We start from the raw sequence: 19,153 nt of genomic DNA, 5'->3' as shown, positions 1-19,153 counted from the left end.
CACCCACCTTGTCGCCCACCGACGACATCGCTGCCGAGCAGCACTACCTCGACGACCTCCTAGAACGGGTAGACCAGGCCCGCGAGAAGCTGGAACAGCGGCTCAAGGCTGTCCGCCTGGAGGCCGATATCGACGACCCACAGGGTTTGATGGTGCGCGACCGCGAGGCACGCGACATTGCTCAGCGCCTGGATTCCTACTCCGCGGCAGAGGTTGGCCTGATGTTCGGGCGCATCGACGTGGAGGATGCGGAGGCGGAGAACCCCGTCCCCGGAAACGAACACCTGGATCGCCGATACATCGGGCGCATCGGCCTGCACGATGACGACGAGCAGATGCGGACCCTGCTGATGGACTGGCGTGCTCCCCTGGCCCGCCCCTTCTACCTGGCCACCACCCTACGCCCCGACGGGGTACACACGCGGCGGCACATCACCACCCGTGGTCGGACGGTGCGCAGCGTGGCAGACGAACAGCTATCCACCACGGCAGGACCGACCGATGCGGTAGGTACTGGGCCGCGAGGTGGCGTCGCCAAAGAAGAAGCGCTACTCGATGCCGTCAATAGGGCGCGCACCGCGTATATGCAGGACATCGTAGAGACGATCGCGGCGGAGCAGGACGCAATCATTCGCGCGGCCCACCGTGGCGTGACCGTGGTTCAGGGAGCGCCTGGAACCGGCAAGACGGCCGTGGCGCTGCACCGGGCAGCGTACCTGCTGTACACATGGCGCGAGCAACTCGATAACACAGGTGTGCTGATCATCGGCCCTAACGACCGCTTCCTTTCCTACATTTCGCAGGTTCTGCCTTCGCTGGGCGAAACCGGCGTGGTGCTGGCAACCCCCGGCACCCTGCTGCCGAACTTGCACACCGTGCCGGAAACGAACCTGCTGGCGCGCGAGGTCAAGGGGTCTGCGGAAATGCTGACGATCCTGGCTGATGCGATCAAGACCTACCAGACCGTGCCGGAAGACAGCATCGACATCAGCATCGACGGGCTCAACGTGCAGCTCACGCCGAAGATGGTGCGGGCGGCCAGGACTCGCGCGCGCCGCTCCCGCAAGCCGCACAACCATGCGAGGGCGGCCTTCCTGGACCACGGGCTGAATTCGCTGGCGGAGGCTCTGGGCGAGAGCATCGGCGCCGACCCGCTGGGAGGCGAGAACCTGCTGGGCAAGGGCGACATCGCCACCCTGCGCGAGGAACTCGGTGCGGATCCGGCAGTCGTGGACGCACTCGGGCAATTCTGGCCCGAGCTGCGCCCCACCCAGGTGCTGGAGCGGCTATACGCGGACCCGGCTAGCATCGCCGTCGACTACGACGAGGACACCTGCCGCGGCCTGGCCGCCCACCCCAGCGGCGAATGGACCGACGCCGACGCGCCGCTCATCGACGAACTGATCGACATGCTGGGCTACGTCTCCGACGAGGAAACCGCCGCCGAGGAGCGAGAGCAGTGGCTGGAGAAGATCACCGAGGCGCAGGAGGCTCTGGACATCCTGACCGGCTCGGCCAGCCAGGATCTAGACGATGGGTTCGCGCCCGAAGTGCTGATGGCCTACGACGTTATCGACGCCGAAACGCTGGCCGCCCGCCAGCGAGTCCGCGACCACCGCACCACCGCTGAGCGCGCGGCAGCCGATAGCCGGTGGGCGTTCGGGCACGTGATTGTGGACGAGGCGCAGGAGCTCAGCGAGATGGCCTGGCGGATGGTGTTCCGCCGCTCGCCGAATAAGTGGATGACTTTGGTGGGCGACCCGGCGCAGACCGGCAATCCAGGCGGGGTGGATAGCTGGACGGAGGCGCTCTCCCCCTTCGTGGCCGACCGCTGGCAGCTGCACCAGCTGACGGTGAACTACCGCACCCCGAAGGACATTGCGGACCTAGCCGCGCCACTGTTGCACGAGATCGACCCCTCCCAGCCTTCTCCCCTGGCCCTGCGCGAATCGGGCACCGGGGTGCGGTACATGCCGGTTGAGGGCGCAGATCTGGGTTCAAAGGTTCAGGCCGCGGTCGAGCAGGCCCGGGAACTCACGGGTGAAGCTGGCCTGATCGGTGTGATTACTGCGGACCCTGCGCGCCTAGAGGACGTTGTGACGGAGCAGGCAGCGGAGCAGTCCATGACGGACAAAGCGGGCGCGGAGGTTGTGCTTGTGGATACCGCCGCCGCGAAGGGGCTGGAGTTCGACGAGGTGATCTTGGTCGAGCCGACGGACATTGTAGAGAGCTCCCCCCAGGGGCTCAACGACCTCTACGTGGCCATGACTCGCGCCACCCAGGGCCTGACGGTCGTGCATGCCCGACCGTTGCCCTGGGATTAGGCGGGTCTAACGCGGATCAGGAAGGGCTAGTCCCTGGTGCCGACGGTGTGGACGATCATCACGTCGCACTCCGCCTGGCGCGCCGCATCGGCAGGCACGCTGCCCAGGAGGCGCCCGGTCAGCGAGTTAATGCCACGGTTGCCGACGACCAGCAGGTCCGCCTCCTCGCTCTTGACGATGCTCATCAGCGCCTCCACCGGGTCGCCTTCCTTCAGCGCCGCGCGGACCTTCTTCGCGCCCTCGCCTTCGGCCTCTTTTCGTGCGGACGCCAACACCTCAGCCGCAGACATCTCCCCGTCCACCGCAGTGGTCTGCTTAGTCGCGGTATCCGCGTGCTCCCCCACATACGCGCTGGCCAGGACGAGCTCCGCGTCCATGGCGGCGGCTACGCCCGCGGCGCGTCGCACTGCTAGAAAAGAAGATTCCGACCCATCGGTTCCGACCACGACTGTGTTGTACATAACTCTAATATTACAACCCAGCTTCGATCATGCCCCGGAGTTCCTTTTTTAGGTCCGCGATTTCGTCGCGGAGGCGGCCGGCGAGCTCGAACTTCAGCTCCTTCGCCGCGGACTTCATCTGCTCTGTCATCTCCTGGATCAGCTTCTCCAGCTGCGGGCGTGCCATGGGTTCGTCGCTGGAACCGCGCACCAGCGCCCAGTCGGCCTCGGGCGATTCACCTCGCCCGCCGGAACTGGAGTCGGCGCCGGCGCCGCCTGCGGCGTCCGCACCAGACTCCGCTTCGAGCTCCGCGACCTGGTCCAAGATATCGGCGATCTTCTTGCGCAAAGGCTGCGGGTCAATGCCGTGCTCTTCGTTGTAGGCGATCTGCTTGGCGCGGCGGCGCTCGGTCTCGTCGATGGCGTACTGCATCGAGTCGGTGACCTTGTCGGCGTACATGATGACCTCGCCGGAGACGTTACGGGCTGCACGGCCGATGGTCTGGATCAGCGAGCGTTCGGAGCGCAGGAAGCCCTCCTTGTCCGCATCCAGGATCGCCACCAGCGAGACCTCCGGCAGGTCAAGGCCTTCACGCAGCAGGTTGATGCCCACGAGCACGTCGAACTCGCCCAGGCGCAGCTGGCGGAGCAGCTCCACGCGCTTGAGGGTATCGATGTCGGAGTGCATGTAGCGGACCTTCACGCCGTGCTCCAGCAGGTAGTCGGTGAGGTCCTCGGCCATGCGCTTGGTCAGGGTGGTGACCAGCACTCGCTCGTTCTTCTCGGTGCGCTGGCGGATCTGTTCGATCAGGTCGTCGATCTGGCCTTCGGTCGGGCGTACCTCCACCTTCGGATCTACCAGGCCGGTCGGGCGAATGACCTGTTCGACGTACTCGCCCTGGGCTGCGGCGATCTCGTAATCGCCGGGAGTGGCGGACATGTAGACGCACTGGCCCTTGCGGTCGTCGAACTCCTCCCACGTCAGCGGGCGGTTATCCAGCGCGCTCGGTAGGCGGAAGCCGTGCTCCACCAGGTTGCGCTTGCGAGACATATCGCCTTCGAACATGCCGCCGATCTGCGGGACAGTCACGTGGGACTCGTCGATGATGGTGAGGAAGTCCTCGGGAAAGTAATCGATCAGGGTGGCGGGCGCGGAACCGGCGGCGCGGCCGTCGATGTGGCGGGAGTAGTTCTCGATGCCACTGGTGAAGCCCACCTGCTGGATCATCTCCAGGTCATATTCGGTGCGCATGCGCAGGCGTTGGGCCTCCAGCAGTTTGCCGCGGTTTTCCAGCTCCTCCAGACGCTGTGCCAGTTCTTCCTTGATGGCCTGCATCGCCTTTTCCATGCGCTCCGGGCCGGCCACATAGTGGGTGGCCGGGAAAATGCGCAGTTCGTCGACCTGGCGAATCACGTCGCCAGTCAGCGGGTGGATGTAGTACAGCGCATCGATGTCATCGCCGAAGAACTCCACGCGCACCGCCAGCTCCTCGTAGGCCGGAATGATGTCCACCGTGTCGCCCTTCACGCGGAACGTGCCGCGGGTAAAGGCGACGTCGTTGCGGGAGTATTGGATATCCACCAGCAGACGCAGGAACCGATCGCGCTCGACCTCCTCGTCGACCTTCAAGACCACAGAACGGTCCAGGTAGGACTGCGGAGTGCCGAGGCCGTAGATGCAGGAGACCGAGGACACAACCACCACGTCCCGGCGCGACAGCAGCGCGGAGGTCGCGGAGTGGCGCAGGCGCTCCACGTCTTCGTTGATCGACGAGTCCTTCTCGATGTACGTATCCGTCTGCGCGATATACGCCTCCGGTTGGTAGTAGTCGTAGTAGGAGACGAAGTACTCCACCGCGTTGTTCGGCAGCAGGCTGCGCAGTTCGTTGGCCAGCTGGGCGGCCAGCGTCTTATTCGGCGCCATCACGAGGGTGGGGCGCTGTTCCTTCTCGATCAGCCAGGCGGCCGTCGCAGACTTACCCGTACCGGTGGCACCCATCAGCACCACGTCGCGTTCGCCGCGGTTAAGGCGCTGGTGCAGCTCTTCGATCGCCTTCGGCTGGTCGCCGGCGGGCTTGTAGTCGCTGATGACTTCGAACTTCGCATTCGAGCGTTCGACCTCCCCCACGGGGCGGAACTCGGAGTACGACAATTCGGGACGTTCTGCTGCAAAGGCCATGCGCACCAGTCTACTTGCCGCCCCGGACAACCCCCCTTCGCCCCGGCTGCCCAGCGCCTTTGCCGGTGCCGCTCTAAGGTAAGTCACATGAAGCTTTCCTCCCGCACTCGCGCCGCTATCGCCCCTGTCATCGCTCTTTCACTCTTGGCTACCCCCTCTGCCGTCGCCGCACCTGCACCGTCTGTGCCCGCCGTCCCGCCGATCGTTGCCGGTTCTGCGCCGATCGGCCCCAACACCGTCGTTATTCCTGGCGAGCTGTTGCCGGTAGGCCCCAGCGGTGCGCGTACTGCTCGTACTGTTGATGACGCCTACTCCGCGGCCGCCATCGCTGCCCAGTATCTGAACCAGAATCCACGCCCGGCGTTGGATCGGCTCTCCCCCGCCCGGCGCACCGAGGTCAGCCACATCCTGAAGGTCTTGGAGGCTCCTGTGAAGGCTCCTTGCAAGGCCACCAGCCCGCGTGCAACCGTAGTGGTGCTGGGTAACGGGCTAAACGCGGATGGTTCCGTGCACCCCAACCTGCAGCGCCGCTTGGAGGTTGCCCGCGATTATGCGTTGAAGCACCCAGCCAGCCCGATCATCACCTCCGGCGGCAAGACCGAGCACGGGCACGTGGAGGCCGAATCGATGAAGCGGTGGCTTGTCCGCGCCGGAATCTCCCCGCAGCGCATCCACGTGGAGGGCAACTCCTGGTCCACCATCAGCAATGCGTGGCACAGCGCGAAGGTGTTCGGAAAGATGAACGAGCAGGCCAAGAACGCTCCCCACGGCAATCCGCTGCCGCGCGAGCTGGTGATCGCCACTACTGATAGCCACCTGCACCGTGGCGTAAGCGACTACCGCATTGCTTTCGGACCGCGCACCACTGTCTACGGCCTGGCCTCCAAGTCCGATCCCGTGCAGCAGCGAAACCTGGCCAAGGAGCGCACCTCCCGTTACCGCGACGCGGTGGGGCTATTCATTTTCCCGGAGACAGTTGTGGCTGACGGTCTGCCGCCGATCTTCGGCGCTGGCATCCCCCGCTTCTGGTAGGGCTCTAGAGGCCGGCCCAGAAGTCGTCGACCTGCTCGAGTAGCTGTTCCACGGTTCCGGAGTTATCCAGAACCGTGTCCGCCACATTGAGGCGGGTCGCGCGGTCGATCTGGGCGGCAATTCGGCGGCGGGCGTCATCCTCGTCCAAACCACGGTGCTGCACTAACCGGTCGATGCGCAGCTCGTCGGGAGCATCCACCACCAACACGTGATCGACCTTGTCCACCTCACCGTTTTCGATGAGCAGCGGCATGTCGTAGACGAGCACCTGCGCGCCGGACTCCCTCCCCTGCTTAAACAGTTCCTCGGTGCGGGCGCGGATGCGCGGGTGGGTGATCGCGTTCAGCTTCTCCGTCGCCTCCGGCGTGGCAAAGGCCTGCCGGGCCAGCTCCGCCCGGTTTAACGTGCCGTCGGGGTTCAGCACCCCGTCAAAGGCCTCCGCCAGCTCGGCCAATGCTGGCTGACCTGGTTCGACGATCTCGCGCGCCACCAGGTCGGCGTCAACAATAAAAGCACCGAGCTCCGCCAACCGCGAAGAGACGGTTGACTTGCCCGATCCGATTCCACCAGTCAGCCCAATTGTGATCATGAGGCCATGCTAGCGCCTAGAGCGAGCCGACCAGAGTGTTTCCGGCCAGGCGGCACTGGTAGTAGCTGGCGGCAAGGTTGCCGAACTCCATGCGCAGGCCGTTGGCCTTGTAGATATCCTGCTCGGCGACTGCTTCGTCCCACTGCTTACGGACCTCTTCGATTTGCTGGTCCAGCTTCTGGCAGGCCTTCGGCACGCGCGAAGAGCTGCCCAGGCCGCTCGACGCAGGAGCCTTGGGGGTCTCAACGGTCGGCAGAGGCTGGAGGGTCTCGGGTGCGGAATCAGCGTCCGCGGCGCCAGCGATACCCGCAGCGCTGGACAGAGTAAGAACAGCAGCGACGGCGATGGAAGCAATGCGAGAGGAATTAGCCATAGCCGAGAATATAGCGGAGCTCGGCGGGCGCCGCAGGGCACTGTATGCAAATATAACTTGCATGCATAAGATTCCCGCCTCTCGCCGCTCGCTTGCCGCTACCCTGACCGCCGGTTCGATCCTGGCCACCGCCACCGCCGTGACCGCCCTGTCTACGGGGCACGCCGCGGCGGATCCATGCTGGACCTACGCTCCCACCACCAGCGATGGGTTGGCCGCCAGCAGCACCGGGTCGCTAGCCGGTAGCCTTGGCCAACCACAGTGGCTGACCGGCAAGCCCGAGGGCATGCCGAAGGTCACCGGTAATACCGAGGCAATGCACATGCTCACCGGCCGCTTCAGCCCCGACCGCACCGACAAGACGGGTTTGAGCTCCACAGACCTGGGCATCATGTGGGATTCCGGCGATGGGCGCGTACTGGCAGCGTTCGGTGATTCCTTCCGCTGCGGTGCCGGAAACAACGGCTGGCACTCCAATGCTCTGTACGAAACCGACGATATGGATCCCTCCAACGGCATCCACTTGGGTGGTCCTGCTACGGGGGCGGACTCCGAGGAGTTCCTGCCTGAATCTCTAAAGATCGACGGTGTGGAAAAGACCATCATCCCGACCGCAGGCATCGAGGTAAATGGTGCGCAGTACGTGGACTTCATGTCCGTGCGCGACTGGGGGCGCCCGGGACAGTGGCGTACGAACTACGCCGCGACGGCGAAATCCACAGATGGCGGGAAGACTTTCTCCGTGGTGCCGGACTCCTACCGCACCAGCTCCGTGGCTTCTAAGGACAGCCGCCTGCCGGACTTGCCAGCACACAGCCGTGGCAACGACTACTTCCAGATGACCGCCTTCGCCAAGGCACCGGAGGGCTCCGCTGCGGGCGACGACGGCTACGTGTACGTCTACGGCACCCCGTCGGGGCGCTCCGGCCAGGCGCGCTTGGCACGCATTAGCGAGGCAGAGTTCCCCGATTTCAGCTCTGCAGAGTACTGGGACGGCAGCGGCTGGACCTCCCGCATGGACGCCGCAAAGCCGGTGCTCGACGGGCGGGTCTCCGAGCTATCCGTGCAGTACAACGAGCACCTCGGCAAGTGGTTGGCACTGTACGAATCCACTCAAGGAATGGTGCTGCGCCAGGCCGATAGCCCAGAAGGGCCCTGGAGCAGCGCGAAAACGCTGATCTCCAGGGCCCAGGTGCCGGATATCTACGGCGGGTATATGTACCCACACCAGACCGATGGGGACTTGTACTGGGTGGCCACCTCGTGGCACAGCTACAACGCGGTGGTGTACAAGACCGATCTGTCGAAGGTGTTCTAGCGGCCGGCGGCTCGCGGCCGCTGGCCGCTAGAAGCTAGCAGCTAACTAGCAGCTAGCGGCTAGCGGCGCTTTAGCGCTCGACGATGGCGACGATGCCCTGACCACCTGCAGCACAGATGGAAACCAGGGTGCGTCCGCCGCCGTTTTCCTCCAGCACCTTCGCAGCGGTGGCGATGATGCGGCCGCCGGTAGCGGCGAACGGGTGGCCAGCAGCCAGGGAGGAGCCCTTAACGTTCAGCTTCGCGCGGTCGATGGCGCCCAGGGCGCCATCCAGGCCCAGGCGCTCGCGGCAGTACTCGTCGGACTCCCAAGCCTTCAGGGTGGCGCAGGTCTGGGAGGCGAAGGCCTCGTGGATCTCGTAGAAGTCGAAGTCCTGCAGGGTGAGGTTGTTGCGCTTCAGCAGGCGCGCAACCGCGTAGGTCGGGGACATCAGCAGGCCGTCCGGGGTCATGCCGTCGCGGCCGTTGATGAAGTCCACAGAAGCAACCTCGGAGTCCACCAGGTATGCCTTGACCGGGATGTTGTGCTCTGCGGCCCACTCCTCGGAGGAGATCAGGACTGCGGAAGCACCGTCGGTCAGCGGGGTGGAGTTACCGGCGGTCATGGTGGCCTTGGTGCCGTGCTGCTCGGCATCCTTCTTGCCGAAGACCGGCTTCAGCTTGGCCAGCTTCTCCACGTTGGAGTCCGGGCGCAGGTTGGTATCGCGCTGCACGCCCAGGTACGGGGTGATGAGGTCCTCGAAGAAGCCCTCGTCGTATGCCTTGGCCAGCTTCTGGTGGGACTCGGCTGCCAGCTGGTCCTGCTCCTCGCGGGTCAGGCCGAATTCGCGGGCGGTGATGGCCGCGTGGTCACCCATGGAAAGGCCGGTGCGGGGCTCGCCGTTGTTCGGCTGCTCCGGGGCTAGCTGAGAGGGGCGGATCTGGCCGACGAGCTTCAGGCGGTCGGTGGTGGTCTTCGCGTTGTTCAGCTTGATCAGGGTCTTGCGCAGCTGATCGTTAACGGCCAGCGGTGCGTCGGAGGTGGTGTCCACGCCGCCGCCGATGCCGGACTCGATGCGGCCCAGGGCGATTGCGTCTGCAACCTGTACAAGGGCAGCCAGGCCGGTGCCGCAGGCCATCTGCAGGTCGAAGGCCGGGGTGGTGGAGGACAGTGCGGAACCGAGGACGGTCTCGCGAGTCAGGTTGAAGTCGCGGGAGTGCTTCAGAACGGCGCCGGCGACGACCTGGCCCAGCTCCTCGCCCTGCAGGCCGTAGCGTGCGACCAGGCCATCGATGGCGGCGGTCAGCATGTCTTGGTTAGACGCGTTCGCGTACTCCTTGTTGGAACGGGCGAACGGGATGCGGTTGCCGCCCAGGATGGCGACCTTGCGGGGTGCTCCGTTAGTCATATTTTTGTGTCACTCCATCGAAGAATGTGAATTGAAAGAACGTATTCCTACACGGTGTGCTCGGTCACACCGTATGGTTATACATGAGAACATACATTGTCTCGGCAACGCGCGTGTGCGTATCGCCAACAAGACTTGTATATTTCGCGCCGAATTGCCACCCACTGTGGCGAAAATATAGACATGAGGAGTTAAAGCTAGTGCCTGAAAACCAGGATGCATACCTGAAGTTCATCAACTCGGACCTCGGCAAGAAGATCTCCAAGCAGGCTGGCCTGCCGGTACCGACGAAGCTGCGTCGTTACAAGGAGGGCGAGCCCGCACTGGACGGCCGTGTTCTGCTGGGCGGTTCCGGTCGCCTGGTTGGCCGCATCGAGGAGCTGCTCGCCGACGACTACAAGGTCTCTACCTCCGCTGGCGATAACAAGTACGCCGGTCTGGTTTTTGACGCCACCGGCATCACCAAGCCGGAAGACCTCCGCCAGCTGTACGACTTCTTCCACCCGGTCATGCGCCAGCTGCAGCCCTGCGCCCGCCTGCTGGTCATCGGCACCACCCCGGAGCTGATTGACAACGCTGACGAGCGCATCGCTCAGCGTGCCCTGGAGGGCTTCACCCGCTCCGTCGGTAAGGAGCTGCTGCGCGGCGCCACGGTCCAGCTGGTGTACACCGCCCCGGACGCTTCCGCCGACCTCGCTGGCCTGGAGTCCACCCTGCGCTTCGTCCTGTCCGCCAAGTCGGCCTTCGTGGACGCTCAGGTTATTCGTGTTGACGCCCAGTCCGCGACCGCCCCGGCCAACTGGGATAAGCCTTCCGAGGGCAAGATCGCCGTGGTCACCGGCGCTGCCCGCGGCATCGGCGCCACCATCGCAGAGGTGCTGGCTCGCGACGGTGCGAAGGTCATCTGCGTGGACGTTCCGCAGGCTGGCGAGGGCCTGGCAGAGACCGCCAACAAGGTTGGCGGCACTGCCCTGCCGCTGGATGTCACCGCTGCCGACGCTGCGGAGAAGCTGAAGGAGCACGCGGAGGCTCGCCACGGCGGCCCGATTGACATCATCGTCCACAACGCCGGCATCACCCGCGATAAGCTGCTGGCCAACATGGATGAGGGCCGTTGGGATTCCGTCATCGCCGTCAACCTGGCTGCGCCGGTGCGCATCACCGAGAAGCTGCTGGATAACGGTGGCCTGGCCGACAACGGCCGTGTCATCGGCGTGGCTTCCATCGCCGGTATCGCCGGTAACCGTGGCCAGACCAACTACGGCGCCACCAAGGCCGGCGTGATCGGCTTCGTGGATTCCTTCTCCGAGAAGCTGGCTGACCGTGGCATCACCGTCAACGCTGTGGCTCCGGGCTTCATCGAGACCCAGATGACCGCCGCCATCCCGTTCGGCACCCGCGTCGGTGGCCGTCTGCTGTCCTCCCTGCAGCAGGGTGGCGAGACCGTGGACGTCGCCGAGACCATCGCCTACTTCGCAGCTCCGGCTTCCCAGGCTGTCACCGGCAACGTTGTTCGCGTGTGTGGCCAGGCAATGCTGGGCGCCTAAGACGAACCCCGTCAAGCGAACTGTAGAGAAAGGAGCCACGACCAGTGGTTGACTACAAGAAGCTGGATTCCATCCCAGTGCTGATGGACGAGTACCGCAATGCCGTCAAGGATGTTGTTCCGGGCGTGGGTAGCCCCCGCAGTGCCAAGGACAATCCGAAGACTGCGTTCAAGGTTGAGGGCGTCAAGATCAAGGTGCCGGAGCTGGCTGCCTACAACGCGGCAACGGGCCTGCGACTGCGCAACGAGCTGCCGATCACGTACCCGTACGTGCTGAGCTTCCCGATCGTCATGAAGATCCTGACTGCATCGGACTCCCCCGTTAATGCCGTGGGCCTGGTGCACCTGACCAACCGCATCGAGCAGACCCGCGACCTGACCGTGGACGACGTGCTGGACATCCGCGTGCACGCGGAGAACCTGCGTCCGCACACCAAGGGTGTGCTGCTGGATGTCGTCACCGTCGTCTCTGTGGACGGCGAGGACGTGTGGAAGCAGACCAGTGGCTTCCTGTCTAAGGGTGCGAAGCTTTCCAGCTCCTCGCCTTACAAGGACAAGCAGCCGACCGACGGCCGCATTCTGGAGCCGGTTGAGTTCGATGAGTACGACGCGACCCCGTCCGCGAAGTTCCGCGTAACCCCGGCGGACATCCAGGAGTACGCGCAGGCTTCGGGTGATAAGAACCCGATCCACGTCTCCAGCGTTGGCGCGAAGGCATTCGGCTTCCCGGCCGTCATTGCGCACGGCATGTGGTCCGCTGCCACGATGCTGCGCGGCCTGGAGGGCTTGCTGCCTTCCGCTGCACGTTTCAGCGTGGAGTTCGCCAAGCCCGTTACGCTGCCGACCACCGTGGCATTCTTCGCCGAGGCTGCGGGCGACAAGGCCTACCCGCGCCCCAGCGAGTGGGATCTGCAGCTGCGCAAGGCTTCTAAGCTAAAGACCCTGCACGCTGTGGGCAAGGTCGAGGCGCTGTAAAGCACGCCTAGCGCTACACGCCTAGATCAAGGGCGCGCCACCGGAGAGCAACCGGGAGCGCGCCCTTTCTTTGTGTCCGCTCCAAAAAACAGAATCAACCCCCGGCCTCCCAGCAAAGGGAAGTCGGGGGTTAGTCGCTTAAAGCTCTACCGAACTAGCGGTGTCGAGTGGTTTACTCGCCGCCGGCCAGCTTCTCGCGCAGAGCAGCCAGCTGCTCGTCGGAAGCCAGGGTGCCAGCATCCTGAGCCGGTGCCTCAGAGGAAGCCGGTGCGGACTCGGTCTGAGTCTCGGAGGAGTAGCCACCCTCGCCGTTTGCAGCGGCCTCGGCAGCTGCGGCGCGGTTGCGCTCGATCTGAGCGGTGTGCAGGCGGTGGCGACGCTCGGACTCTGCGTAGCGCTCCTCCCATGCCTGACGCTGCTCGTCGTAGCCCTCGAGCCACTCGTTGGTCTCCGGGTCGAAGCCCTCCGGGAAGATGTAGTTGCCCTGCTCGTCGTAGGAGTCGGCCATGCCGTACTTGGACGGGTCGAACTCCTCGGTGTAGTCCTCATCAGCCTGCTTCAGGGACAGGGAGATGCGACGACGCTCCAGGTCGATGTCGATGACCTTGACCATTGCGTCCTGGCCAACGCCAACAACCTGATCCGGAACCTCGACGTGGCGCTCAGCCAGCTCGGAGATGTGAACCAGGCCCTCGATGCCCTCCTCGACGCGGACGAATGCGCCGAACGGAACCAGCTTGGTGACCTTGCCCGGCACGATCTGGCCGATGGCGTGGGTGCGTGCGAATACGCGCCACGGGTCCTCCTGGGTTGCCTTCAGGGACAGGGACACGCGCTCGCGGTCCAGATCCACATCCAGAACCTCGACGGTGACCTCGTCGCCGACTGCGACAACCTCAGACGGGTGATCGATGTGCTTCCAGGACAGCTGGGAGACGTGAACCAGGCCGTCGACACCGCCGAGATCGACGAATGCGCCGAAGTTGACGATGGAGGAGACAACACCCTTGCGGACCTGACCCTTCTGCAGCTGGTGCAGGAACTCGGAGCGGACCTCGGACTGGGTCTGCTCGAGCCATGCGCGGCGGGACAGCACAACGTTGTTGCGGTGCTTGTCCAGCTCGATGATCTTGGCCTCGATCTCCTGGCCGATGTAGGGCTGCAGGTCGCGGACGCGACGCATCTCCACCAGGGAGGCGGGCAGGAAGCCGCGCAGGCCGATGTCCAGAATCAGGCCGCCCTTGACGACCTCGATGACGGTACCGGTGACCGGCTCCTCGTTCTTCTTGAGCTCCTCGATCGTGCCCCAAGCGCGCTCGTACTGTGCACGCTTCTTGGACAGGATCAGGCGGCCTTCCTTGTCTTCCTTGGTGAGAACCAGAGCGTCGATCTCGTCGCCGACCTCAACAACCTCACCCGGGTCAACGTCGTGCTTGATCGACAGCTCGCGGGAAGGGATGACACCCTCCGTCTTGTATCCGATGTCCAGCAGGACCTCGTCGTGATCGACCTTGACGACGGTGCCCTCGACAATGTCACCATCGTTGAAGTACTTGATGGTGGAGTCGACGGCAGCGAGGAAATCCTCAGCGGAGCCAATGTCGTTAATGGCTACCTGAGGGACGTTGTTGGTGGGCATATGTTGAATGTCTTTCGAAACGAATAGAAATAGAAGATGGACAGTTACTCTAGTTCTGCAAACCCTGCTTTTTGACGCCACCACCAGCGTCAATTACCTGGCGGTTAGCCTCTAGTAGCTCCACGTGGGGGCGTCCTAAAGAATCAAAAAGGGGGCGCACAACGGGCATAACGCTACACGACCACAGTGAACAGCGCAAACATGGACTTTCGGCCGCGAGTTGAGGCGGGGTTGTCGGGGGCGTGCAGTACGATAGTGCGCGATGAAGATACTGCAAATACTAGTGAATATGGTCCGCGGCGGGTTGATTGGCATGGCCGAGCTCGTCCCGGGCGTTTCCGGCGGCACGATCGCGTTGGTTACCGGCGTGTACGAGCGCGTCTTGCACCAGGCGAACCTTTTCCTGGATGCCACGAAGAAGCTGCCGAAGGATCGCAAGGCTGCGTTTGCCCAGTACAAAACACTGGACTGGTTGCTGTTGCTGCCGATGGTGGTCGGCATGGCGGCCGTGGTGCTCTCGCTGGCTGGCGTGATGGAAAGCTTCGTGACGGACAAGCCGGTGCACTCGCGCGCGCTGTTCTTCGGCATGGTGCTGCTCTCCCTGGCCGTGCCGATTGGCATGACGGATAAGGAGGACGCACGCCGGCGGCTGCCGATGGCGATCCTCGGCTTGGTTGTAGCGGCAACGGCCACGTTCTTCCTGACCGGCGTTACCAGTGCCCCGCAGTCCGACCCGAACCTGCTGTGGGTTTTCGCGGCTGCGGCGATTGCAGTGTGTGCGCTAGTGCTGCCGGGCGTATCCGGCTCCTTCTTCCTGCTGGCCGTGGGCCTATACTCCGCGACGATGGCGGCGGTGGACGATAGGAACCTGGTCTACCTCGGCGTGTTCTTCCTGGGCGCGATCACCGGAATCGTGTGCTTTGTGCGCCTGCTGGAATACCTGCTTAACAACCACCGCACCATCACTTTGTTCGTAATGACGGGCCTGATGCTGGGCTCCCTGCGTGCGCTGTGGCCGTGGCAGGACGGGGATGCGAACCTGCAGGCGCCGGGCGAACACCTGGGCGCCGCGATCGGCCTGTTCCTGCTGGGCGCGGTGATCGTCGTGGCGATGCTGGCGGCCGAGAGGGCCTCGAACGCGAAGACCACGCAGGCAGACGCCAGCTAACGCGGCTGGCGCGCGTGGCTAGTGCGCTGCCAGGTCCCAGTTATCGCCCGTGCCGGCGGAGACATCCAGCGGTACGCGCAACTGGGCGGCGGCATCCATCTCGCGCTCGACTAGCTCGGTGATCTGCTCCAGCTCGCCGGGCGCGACCTCTACCACGAGTTCATCGTGAACCTGCAACAGCACGCGGGAAGCCAGCTGGTGACGGGTGATCTCCCGATCCACGCGCAGCATGGCCAGCTTGATGATATCCGCGGCCGTGCCCTGGATCGGCGCATTGAGGGCGGCGCGCTCGGCATTCTCCCTGGCCACACGATTGGAGGAGTTCAGCTCCGGCAGGTAGCGGCGGCGGCCGTAGAGAGTCTCCGTGTAGCCGGTTTCCTTGGCAACCTCCACCACGTGGTCGAGGTAGCGCTTCACACCTCCGAAACGCTCGAAGTAGTTGTCCATGATCTTCTTGGCCTCCCCCGCGCTGATCTTCAGCTGCTGGGATAGGCCAAAGGCGGACAGGCCGTAGACCAGGCCATAGCTCAGCGCCTTCACCCGGCGGCGCAGTTCCGGGGTGACCTCATCGACCGGGACATCGAACACGCGCGAGCCGACGTAGTTGTGCAGGTCCTCGCCGCTGGCGTAGGCCTCGATCAGGCCCGCGTCCTCCGACAGGTGCGCCATCACGCGCATCTCGATCTGGGAATAGTCGGCGGTCAGCAGAGTCTCGTAGCCCTCCCCGACCGTGAATGCGGCGCGGATCTTGCGGCCGGCGTCGGTGCGCACGGGGATGTTCTGCAGGTTCGGGTCGGAGGAAGACAGACGGCCCGTCGCCGCGCCCTTCTGGTTGAAGGTGGTGTGGATGCGTCCGTCGTCGCCCACAGCCTCGATAAGTCCGTCGATGGTGGACTTCATCTTCTGATACTCGCGGTGGGCCATGAGGTGCCCCAGGAACGGGTGGTTGGACTGGGCGGCCAGCTTCTCCAGTTCTGCGGCAGCGGTGGAATACCCGGTCTTGGTCTTCTTCGTCTTCGGCAGGTCGAAGGTCTCGAACAGGACCTTCTGCAGCTGCTTCGGGGAGGAAAGGTTGAGCTCCGGCTCCCCCGCCAGCTCGCGGGCGGCGGCGATCTCCTCGTTAAGGCGCGCGCCGTAGTCGTCGGAGAGTTCCTGCAGCGCTGCGTCATCCACAGCAATGCCGGCGTGCTCCATGGCCGCCAGGATCAGGGCCAGCGGGACTTCCAGGTCGAAGTACAGCTCGGACTGGCCGGCAGCCTCGATCTCTGGAGTAAGGGCCTTCACCAGTTCGGCGACAGCCTGAGCACGTTCGGGGCCGGTGGCATTGTCCGACAGTTCGTGGCCCACGTGGCGCTGCACGACGTCCGCCAGGCCGAGCGTACGCACGTCGGGGCGCAGCAGATACGCCGCCAGGGACGTGTCATGTTCCACCCCGTCAAGCTTTAAGCCTTGATTCTGTAGCGTGTGATACGTCTGCTTGGAGTCGTGCAGCCACTTTGTGGCCTGCGGGTTGGCCAGCCACTCCGCCAGCGCCTTCTCATCCTTCGGGTCCACGTCGGCGAGGTCCTGAACGATGGCAACGTTGTCGCGGTCCAGCAGGGTCAGCTGCTCGCCATCCACGTCCACCACCGTGCCGCGGGTGCGCTTCTTCAGCCACGCCCCCAGCTTCCCTGGCCGCGGCTCCTCCACCGTGACGGGGATAGCGGCACTGTCGGCGAACTCCACGCCCATGATCTTGAATGCCCTATTGCGCAGTCCCGTGCCAAACTGCAGCTCCTCGAACATGCCGAGTGCCTCGTTGGGATCGATTTCGTGGGGACTGAGGGCGTCCAAATCATCAACGAGCTTAAGGCCCCGCACCATTTCCGTAATGTCGCGCGCGAGCACCACATTGTCGATGTTTTCGCGCAGGTTGGCGCCGACCTTCCCGCCGATGTCATCCATGTTGTCGATCACGCCCTGCAGGCTGCCGTACTTGGCGATCCACTTCTGCGCGGTCTTCGGACCCACACCGGGCACGCCGGGCATGTTGTCGGAGGTATCGCCGCGCAGCGCCGCGAGGTCCGGGTACTGGGTGGGGGTCACGCCGTATTTCTCTTCGACGGCCTGCGGGGTGAAACGATGCAGCTCAGAGACACCCTTGAGCGTATACAGCACCGTCACATCCTCGGTGACCAGCTGCAACGAATCGCGGTCGCCGGTGCAGATCAGCACGTCCATGCCATCCTTCGCACCCTCGGTGGCTAGGGTCGCGATGATGTCGTCGGCCTCGTAGGACTCTTTATCTAGGGTCGTGACGCCCAACGCTTCGAGAGTGCGACGAATCAGCTCGATCTGGCCCTTGAACTCCTCGGGCGTACTCGGGCGCTGCGCCTTGTACTCCGGGAATGATTCCTCGCGGAATGTGGGGCCGGAAAGGTCAAACGCGGCGGCCACATGGGTGGGCTGTTCCTTATCCATGAGGGTGAGGAACATGCCGAGGAAGCCATATACCGCGTTGGTGTGCTGGCCACCAACGGTGGAGAAGTTGGCTGCGGGCAGGGCGTAGAAGGCGCGGAACGCCAACGAGTGCCCATCGAGGAGAAGGAGTTTAGCCATGCGCTCAACTCTAACGGAGTGCGGTTTTGGTTGGCTGAATGGCCGTGGCGTATTATGCTCCGGTAAGCACTTTTCGCCCCAGTAGCCCAATTGGCAGAGGCAACGGATTCAAAACCCGTCCAGTGTGAGTTCGAGTCTCACCTGGGGCACGATTTCGCCCCCGTCCCCGACCAGCGTAAATGCTATTCAGGCGGGGGTTTGCTTTGTCTACCACCCCCGCTCGTTAAGTCTCTTCAAGCCTGGTTTAGTCCCTTATGTCGTGGGATTGTCGTGGCGAAAACGTGCCACACAAACACAAAATGTCCCCACCGGGGAGCGGTGCTATCCGAGCCGCAGCAAGAACGCTCTCTTGCTTTTCCGCTTCTAGGGCGGCTATGCGTTCCTGTGCTTTCTGCAGTTCACTCTTGCCTGCTTCCTCGGCTTCCTTAGCTCGCTCCGCTAGTGGGCGGAGTTCCTTGTTTTCGGTGCGGTACCGTTCGGACACGCGAAAATCCCGAACCACCGAAGCAGAGCGAGGCTCTCTCAAACGAATTAGTCGTCCGGCCAGAGGAGCATTGGAGCTTTTGCCCCGGCAGGGCGACTCAGAGACTTATACGGGAAATCAGATTCTTCATCCAATCCGTCCCAGTCGAGAGTCAAGGCCCAGTCTGTTTGCGCAATCATCCTTTTGAATAACGCGTTGAATTGATCCAAATACTCATCGGCGAGACTATGCAGGGTGAACTTTCGCTCTCCATCCACGAGCTCCTCAAGCTTAAAGAACCCCTGCGATTCAATTACCGGCGGTAGAAAGCTGGCAAATTCCGCAGTAGAAACATCTGTCTGCAAGAGATTAATCTCTGGGTAGCAACTCATGACGCCTCCCAAAACCCAAAAGTCCTATGGTGCCGCTCTTTTCTCTTGAACCTTGGTGGTCATGACTAGTCACGACCAGCTATTTGGCAGCAGTTTGGAACTCGAACTCTATCTTTGCTTCGGTGTCGATAGCGCGGATGATGCCTTCGTAGAAAGTCTTGGCCTGTTCCTTCAATAGTTCATGGTTCAGCTGGATGTGTTCCTTACGCTTTCCCTCATTCAGGACCTCGTTGATACCCTCCGCGGTATCAATATCCGCCGTAGCGAAGCTCAAAACCTGACCATGCTGGTGCACAGTTTTGAATTCCGGATCAGAGAAGCCAATAAATTTAAAGGGAGGAATGGTGAGCTTGAAGTGACCGGGAGCTGTTTCCTCGACCTTTACTTTCTTGCCATCGAGCCCCAGTTTGGCGGTGAACTTGTACTGCAGGATATTCGTCTTCCGACTTCCGGGGACACCCCACTTGAAGAGTTTCGCAGTGTTTTGCGTGGTGTAGATCCCCTGGGTAGAGGTGGAGAGCAGCACAACCTCTTCACGGCGTTGCACCGCGAGGATAACCTCCGAGTTGTCTGTCTCAGTGACGGTTTCTACCGGAGAATTGAGGATAGTTGACTTCCCCCACAGGAACCCGCCGCCCAGCAAAGCGAGAACCAGGATAAACCCACCAGCGGCGAACGTGATTTTCTTGGCCATAATTAAGTAACTATATACCGACTAATCAGAAAAACA

15 protein-coding genes and 1 tRNA gene are annotated in these 19,153 nt (G+C 63.2%); 7 read left to right on the top strand and 9 right to left on the bottom strand.

The genetic code is table 11. The annotated features are described in order from the left end of the window. The first annotated feature begins 8 nt into the window (after positions 1 to 8). The gene (locus HMPREF3166_RS09715; RefSeq protein WP_070489125.1) at positions 9 to 2,324 is read left to right on the top strand and encodes a HelD family protein; all 2,316 of its coding nucleotides are present in this window, start codon (positions 9 to 11) and stop codon (positions 2,322 to 2,324) included. Positions 2,325 to 2,350: 26 nt separating this feature from the next. Here the strand turns inward: HMPREF3166_RS09715 and HMPREF3166_RS09710 are convergent, their stop codons facing one another. After that, entirely contained in the window at positions 2,351 to 2,785 is a 435-nt protein-coding gene (locus tag HMPREF3166_RS09710; RefSeq protein ID WP_070489122.1) for a universal stress protein, read from the bottom strand. Positions 2,786 to 2,795: 10 nt separating this feature from the next. Next, on the bottom strand, positions 2,796 to 4,943 hold the full coding sequence (gene uvrB / locus HMPREF3166_RS09705) for an excinuclease ABC subunit UvrB (protein ID WP_070489119.1): 2,148 nt from the start codon (positions 4,941 to 4,943) through the stop codon (positions 2,796 to 2,798). 87 nt (positions 4,944 to 5,030) lie between these two features. Here uvrB and HMPREF3166_RS09700 point away from each other — a divergent pair, with 87 nt between their 5' ends. Beyond that, entirely contained in the window at positions 5,031 to 5,975 is a 945-nt protein-coding gene (locus HMPREF3166_RS09700; RefSeq protein WP_070489116.1) for a YdcF family protein, read from the top strand. Positions 5,976 to 5,979: 4 nt separating this feature from the next. Here HMPREF3166_RS09700 and coaE read toward each other — a convergent pair whose 3' ends face one another. Beyond that, positions 5,980 to 6,564, bottom strand: coding sequence for a dephospho-CoA kinase (gene coaE / locus HMPREF3166_RS09695; protein ID WP_070489113.1), 585 nt, complete (start codon positions 6,562 to 6,564; stop codon positions 5,980 to 5,982). 16 nt (positions 6,565 to 6,580) lie between these two features. Then, entirely contained in the window at positions 6,581 to 6,937 is a 357-nt protein-coding gene (locus HMPREF3166_RS10225) for a hypothetical protein (RefSeq protein ID WP_070489111.1), read from the bottom strand. Positions 6,938 to 6,998: 61 nt separating this feature from the next. Here HMPREF3166_RS10225 and HMPREF3166_RS09685 point away from each other — a divergent pair, with 61 nt between their 5' ends. Then, positions 6,999 to 8,255 (top strand): DUF4185 domain-containing protein, encoded by a 1,257-nt coding sequence (locus tag HMPREF3166_RS09685; RefSeq protein WP_070489108.1) that lies wholly within the window; start codon positions 6,999 to 7,001, stop codon positions 8,253 to 8,255. Positions 8,256 to 8,325: 70 nt separating this feature from the next. On the opposite strand, the gene HMPREF3166_RS09680 is transcribed toward HMPREF3166_RS09685, so the two are convergent. After that, the gene (locus HMPREF3166_RS09680) at positions 8,326 to 9,642 is read right to left on the bottom strand and encodes an acetyl-CoA C-acetyltransferase (RefSeq protein WP_005295762.1); all 1,317 of its coding nucleotides are present in this window, start codon (positions 9,640 to 9,642) and stop codon (positions 8,326 to 8,328) included. 200 nt (positions 9,643 to 9,842) lie between these two features. Between HMPREF3166_RS09680 and HMPREF3166_RS09675 the strand changes: the two genes are divergently transcribed. Continuing rightward, entirely contained in the window at positions 9,843 to 11,189 is a 1,347-nt protein-coding gene (locus HMPREF3166_RS09675; RefSeq protein ID WP_005295764.1) for a 3-oxoacyl-ACP reductase, read from the top strand. A 44-nt stretch (positions 11,190 to 11,233) separates the two neighbouring features. Beyond that, positions 11,234 to 12,163 carry a MaoC family dehydratase gene (locus tag HMPREF3166_RS09670; RefSeq protein WP_005295766.1) on the top strand — a complete coding sequence of 310 codons (930 nt, stop codon included), beginning with the start codon at positions 11,234 to 11,236 and terminating at the stop codon, positions 12,161 to 12,163. 172 nt (positions 12,164 to 12,335) lie between these two features. Here the strand turns inward: HMPREF3166_RS09670 and rpsA are convergent, their stop codons facing one another. After that, a complete protein-coding gene (gene rpsA, locus HMPREF3166_RS09665) occupies positions 12,336 to 13,802 on the bottom strand; it encodes a 30S ribosomal protein S1 (RefSeq protein WP_005295768.1) in 1,467 nt (488 codons plus the stop codon). Positions 13,803 to 14,064: 262 nt separating this feature from the next. Between rpsA and HMPREF3166_RS09660 the strand changes: the two genes are divergently transcribed. Then, a complete protein-coding gene (locus HMPREF3166_RS09660) occupies positions 14,065 to 14,970 on the top strand; it encodes a DUF368 domain-containing protein (protein WP_070489105.1) in 906 nt (301 codons plus the stop codon). A gap of 18 nt (positions 14,971 to 14,988) precedes the next feature. Here the strand turns inward: HMPREF3166_RS09660 and polA are convergent, their stop codons facing one another. Continuing rightward, complete coding sequence (polA, locus tag HMPREF3166_RS09655; RefSeq protein ID WP_070489102.1) at positions 14,989 to 17,568, bottom strand: DNA polymerase I; 2,580 nt, start codon at positions 17,566 to 17,568, stop codon at positions 14,989 to 14,991. A 75-nt stretch (positions 17,569 to 17,643) separates the two neighbouring features. Between polA and HMPREF3166_RS09650 the strand changes: the two genes are divergently transcribed. After that, positions 17,644 to 17,717, top strand: a tRNA-Leu gene (locus HMPREF3166_RS09650). A gap of 382 nt (positions 17,718 to 18,099) precedes the next feature. Here the strand turns inward: HMPREF3166_RS09650 and HMPREF3166_RS09645 are convergent. After that, the gene (locus tag HMPREF3166_RS09645) at positions 18,100 to 18,423 is read right to left on the bottom strand and encodes a hypothetical protein (RefSeq protein WP_070489099.1); all 324 of its coding nucleotides are present in this window, start codon (positions 18,421 to 18,423) and stop codon (positions 18,100 to 18,102) included. A 79-nt stretch (positions 18,424 to 18,502) separates the two neighbouring features. Next, positions 18,503 to 19,117: a DUF4230 domain-containing protein gene (locus HMPREF3166_RS09640; RefSeq protein WP_070489096.1), complete on the bottom strand. Its 615-nt coding sequence runs from the start codon at positions 19,115 to 19,117 to the stop codon at positions 18,503 to 18,505. Positions 19,118 to 19,153 lie beyond the last annotated feature (36 nt).

The organism is Corynebacterium sp. HMSC08A12 (genome assembly GCF_001807485.1).
In the GTDB taxonomy this organism is placed as follows: domain Bacteria; phylum Actinomycetota; class Actinomycetes; order Mycobacteriales; family Mycobacteriaceae; genus Corynebacterium; species Corynebacterium evansiae.
This window is presented reverse-complemented; position numbering and strand designations above follow the sequence as displayed.

What these genes read in the sequence shown, in the direction of transcription:
- HMPREF3166_RS09710 (WP_070489122.1), bottom strand. Translation starts at nt 2,785, where the DNA reads ATGTACAACACAGTCGTGGTCGGAACCGATGGGTCGGAATCTTCTTTT.
- uvrB (WP_070489119.1), bottom strand. Translation starts at nt 4,943, where the DNA reads ATGGCCTTTGCAGCAGAACGTCCCGAATTGTCGTACTCCGAGTTCCGC.
- HMPREF3166_RS09700 (WP_070489116.1), top strand. Translation starts at nt 5,031, where the DNA reads ATGAAGCTTTCCTCCCGCACTCGCGCCGCTATCGCCCCTGTCATCGCT.
- coaE (WP_070489113.1), bottom strand. Translation starts at nt 6,564, where the DNA reads ATGATCACAATTGGGCTGACTGGTGGAATCGGATCGGGCAAGTCAACC.
- HMPREF3166_RS10225 (WP_070489111.1), bottom strand. Translation starts at nt 6,937, where the DNA reads ATGGCTAATTCCTCTCGCATTGCTTCCATCGCCGTCGCTGCTGTTCTT.
- HMPREF3166_RS09685 (WP_070489108.1), top strand. Translation starts at nt 6,999, where the DNA reads ATGCATAAGATTCCCGCCTCTCGCCGCTCGCTTGCCGCTACCCTGACC.
- HMPREF3166_RS09680 (WP_005295762.1), bottom strand. Translation starts at nt 9,642, where the DNA reads ATGACTAACGGAGCACCCCGCAAGGTCGCCATCCTGGGCGGCAACCGC.
- rpsA (WP_005295768.1), bottom strand. Translation starts at nt 13,802, where the DNA reads ATGCCCACCAACAACGTCCCTCAGGTAGCCATTAACGACATTGGCTCC.
- HMPREF3166_RS09660 (WP_070489105.1), top strand. Translation starts at nt 14,065, where the DNA reads ATGAAGATACTGCAAATACTAGTGAATATGGTCCGCGGCGGGTTGATT.
- polA (WP_070489102.1), bottom strand. Translation starts at nt 17,568, where the DNA reads ATGGCTAAACTCCTTCTCCTCGATGGGCACTCGTTGGCGTTCCGCGCC.
- HMPREF3166_RS09645 (WP_070489099.1), bottom strand. Translation starts at nt 18,423, where the DNA reads ATGAGTTGCTACCCAGAGATTAATCTCTTGCAGACAGATGTTTCTACT.
- HMPREF3166_RS09640 (WP_070489096.1), bottom strand. Translation starts at nt 19,117, where the DNA reads ATGGCCAAGAAAATCACGTTCGCCGCTGGTGGGTTTATCCTGGTTCTC.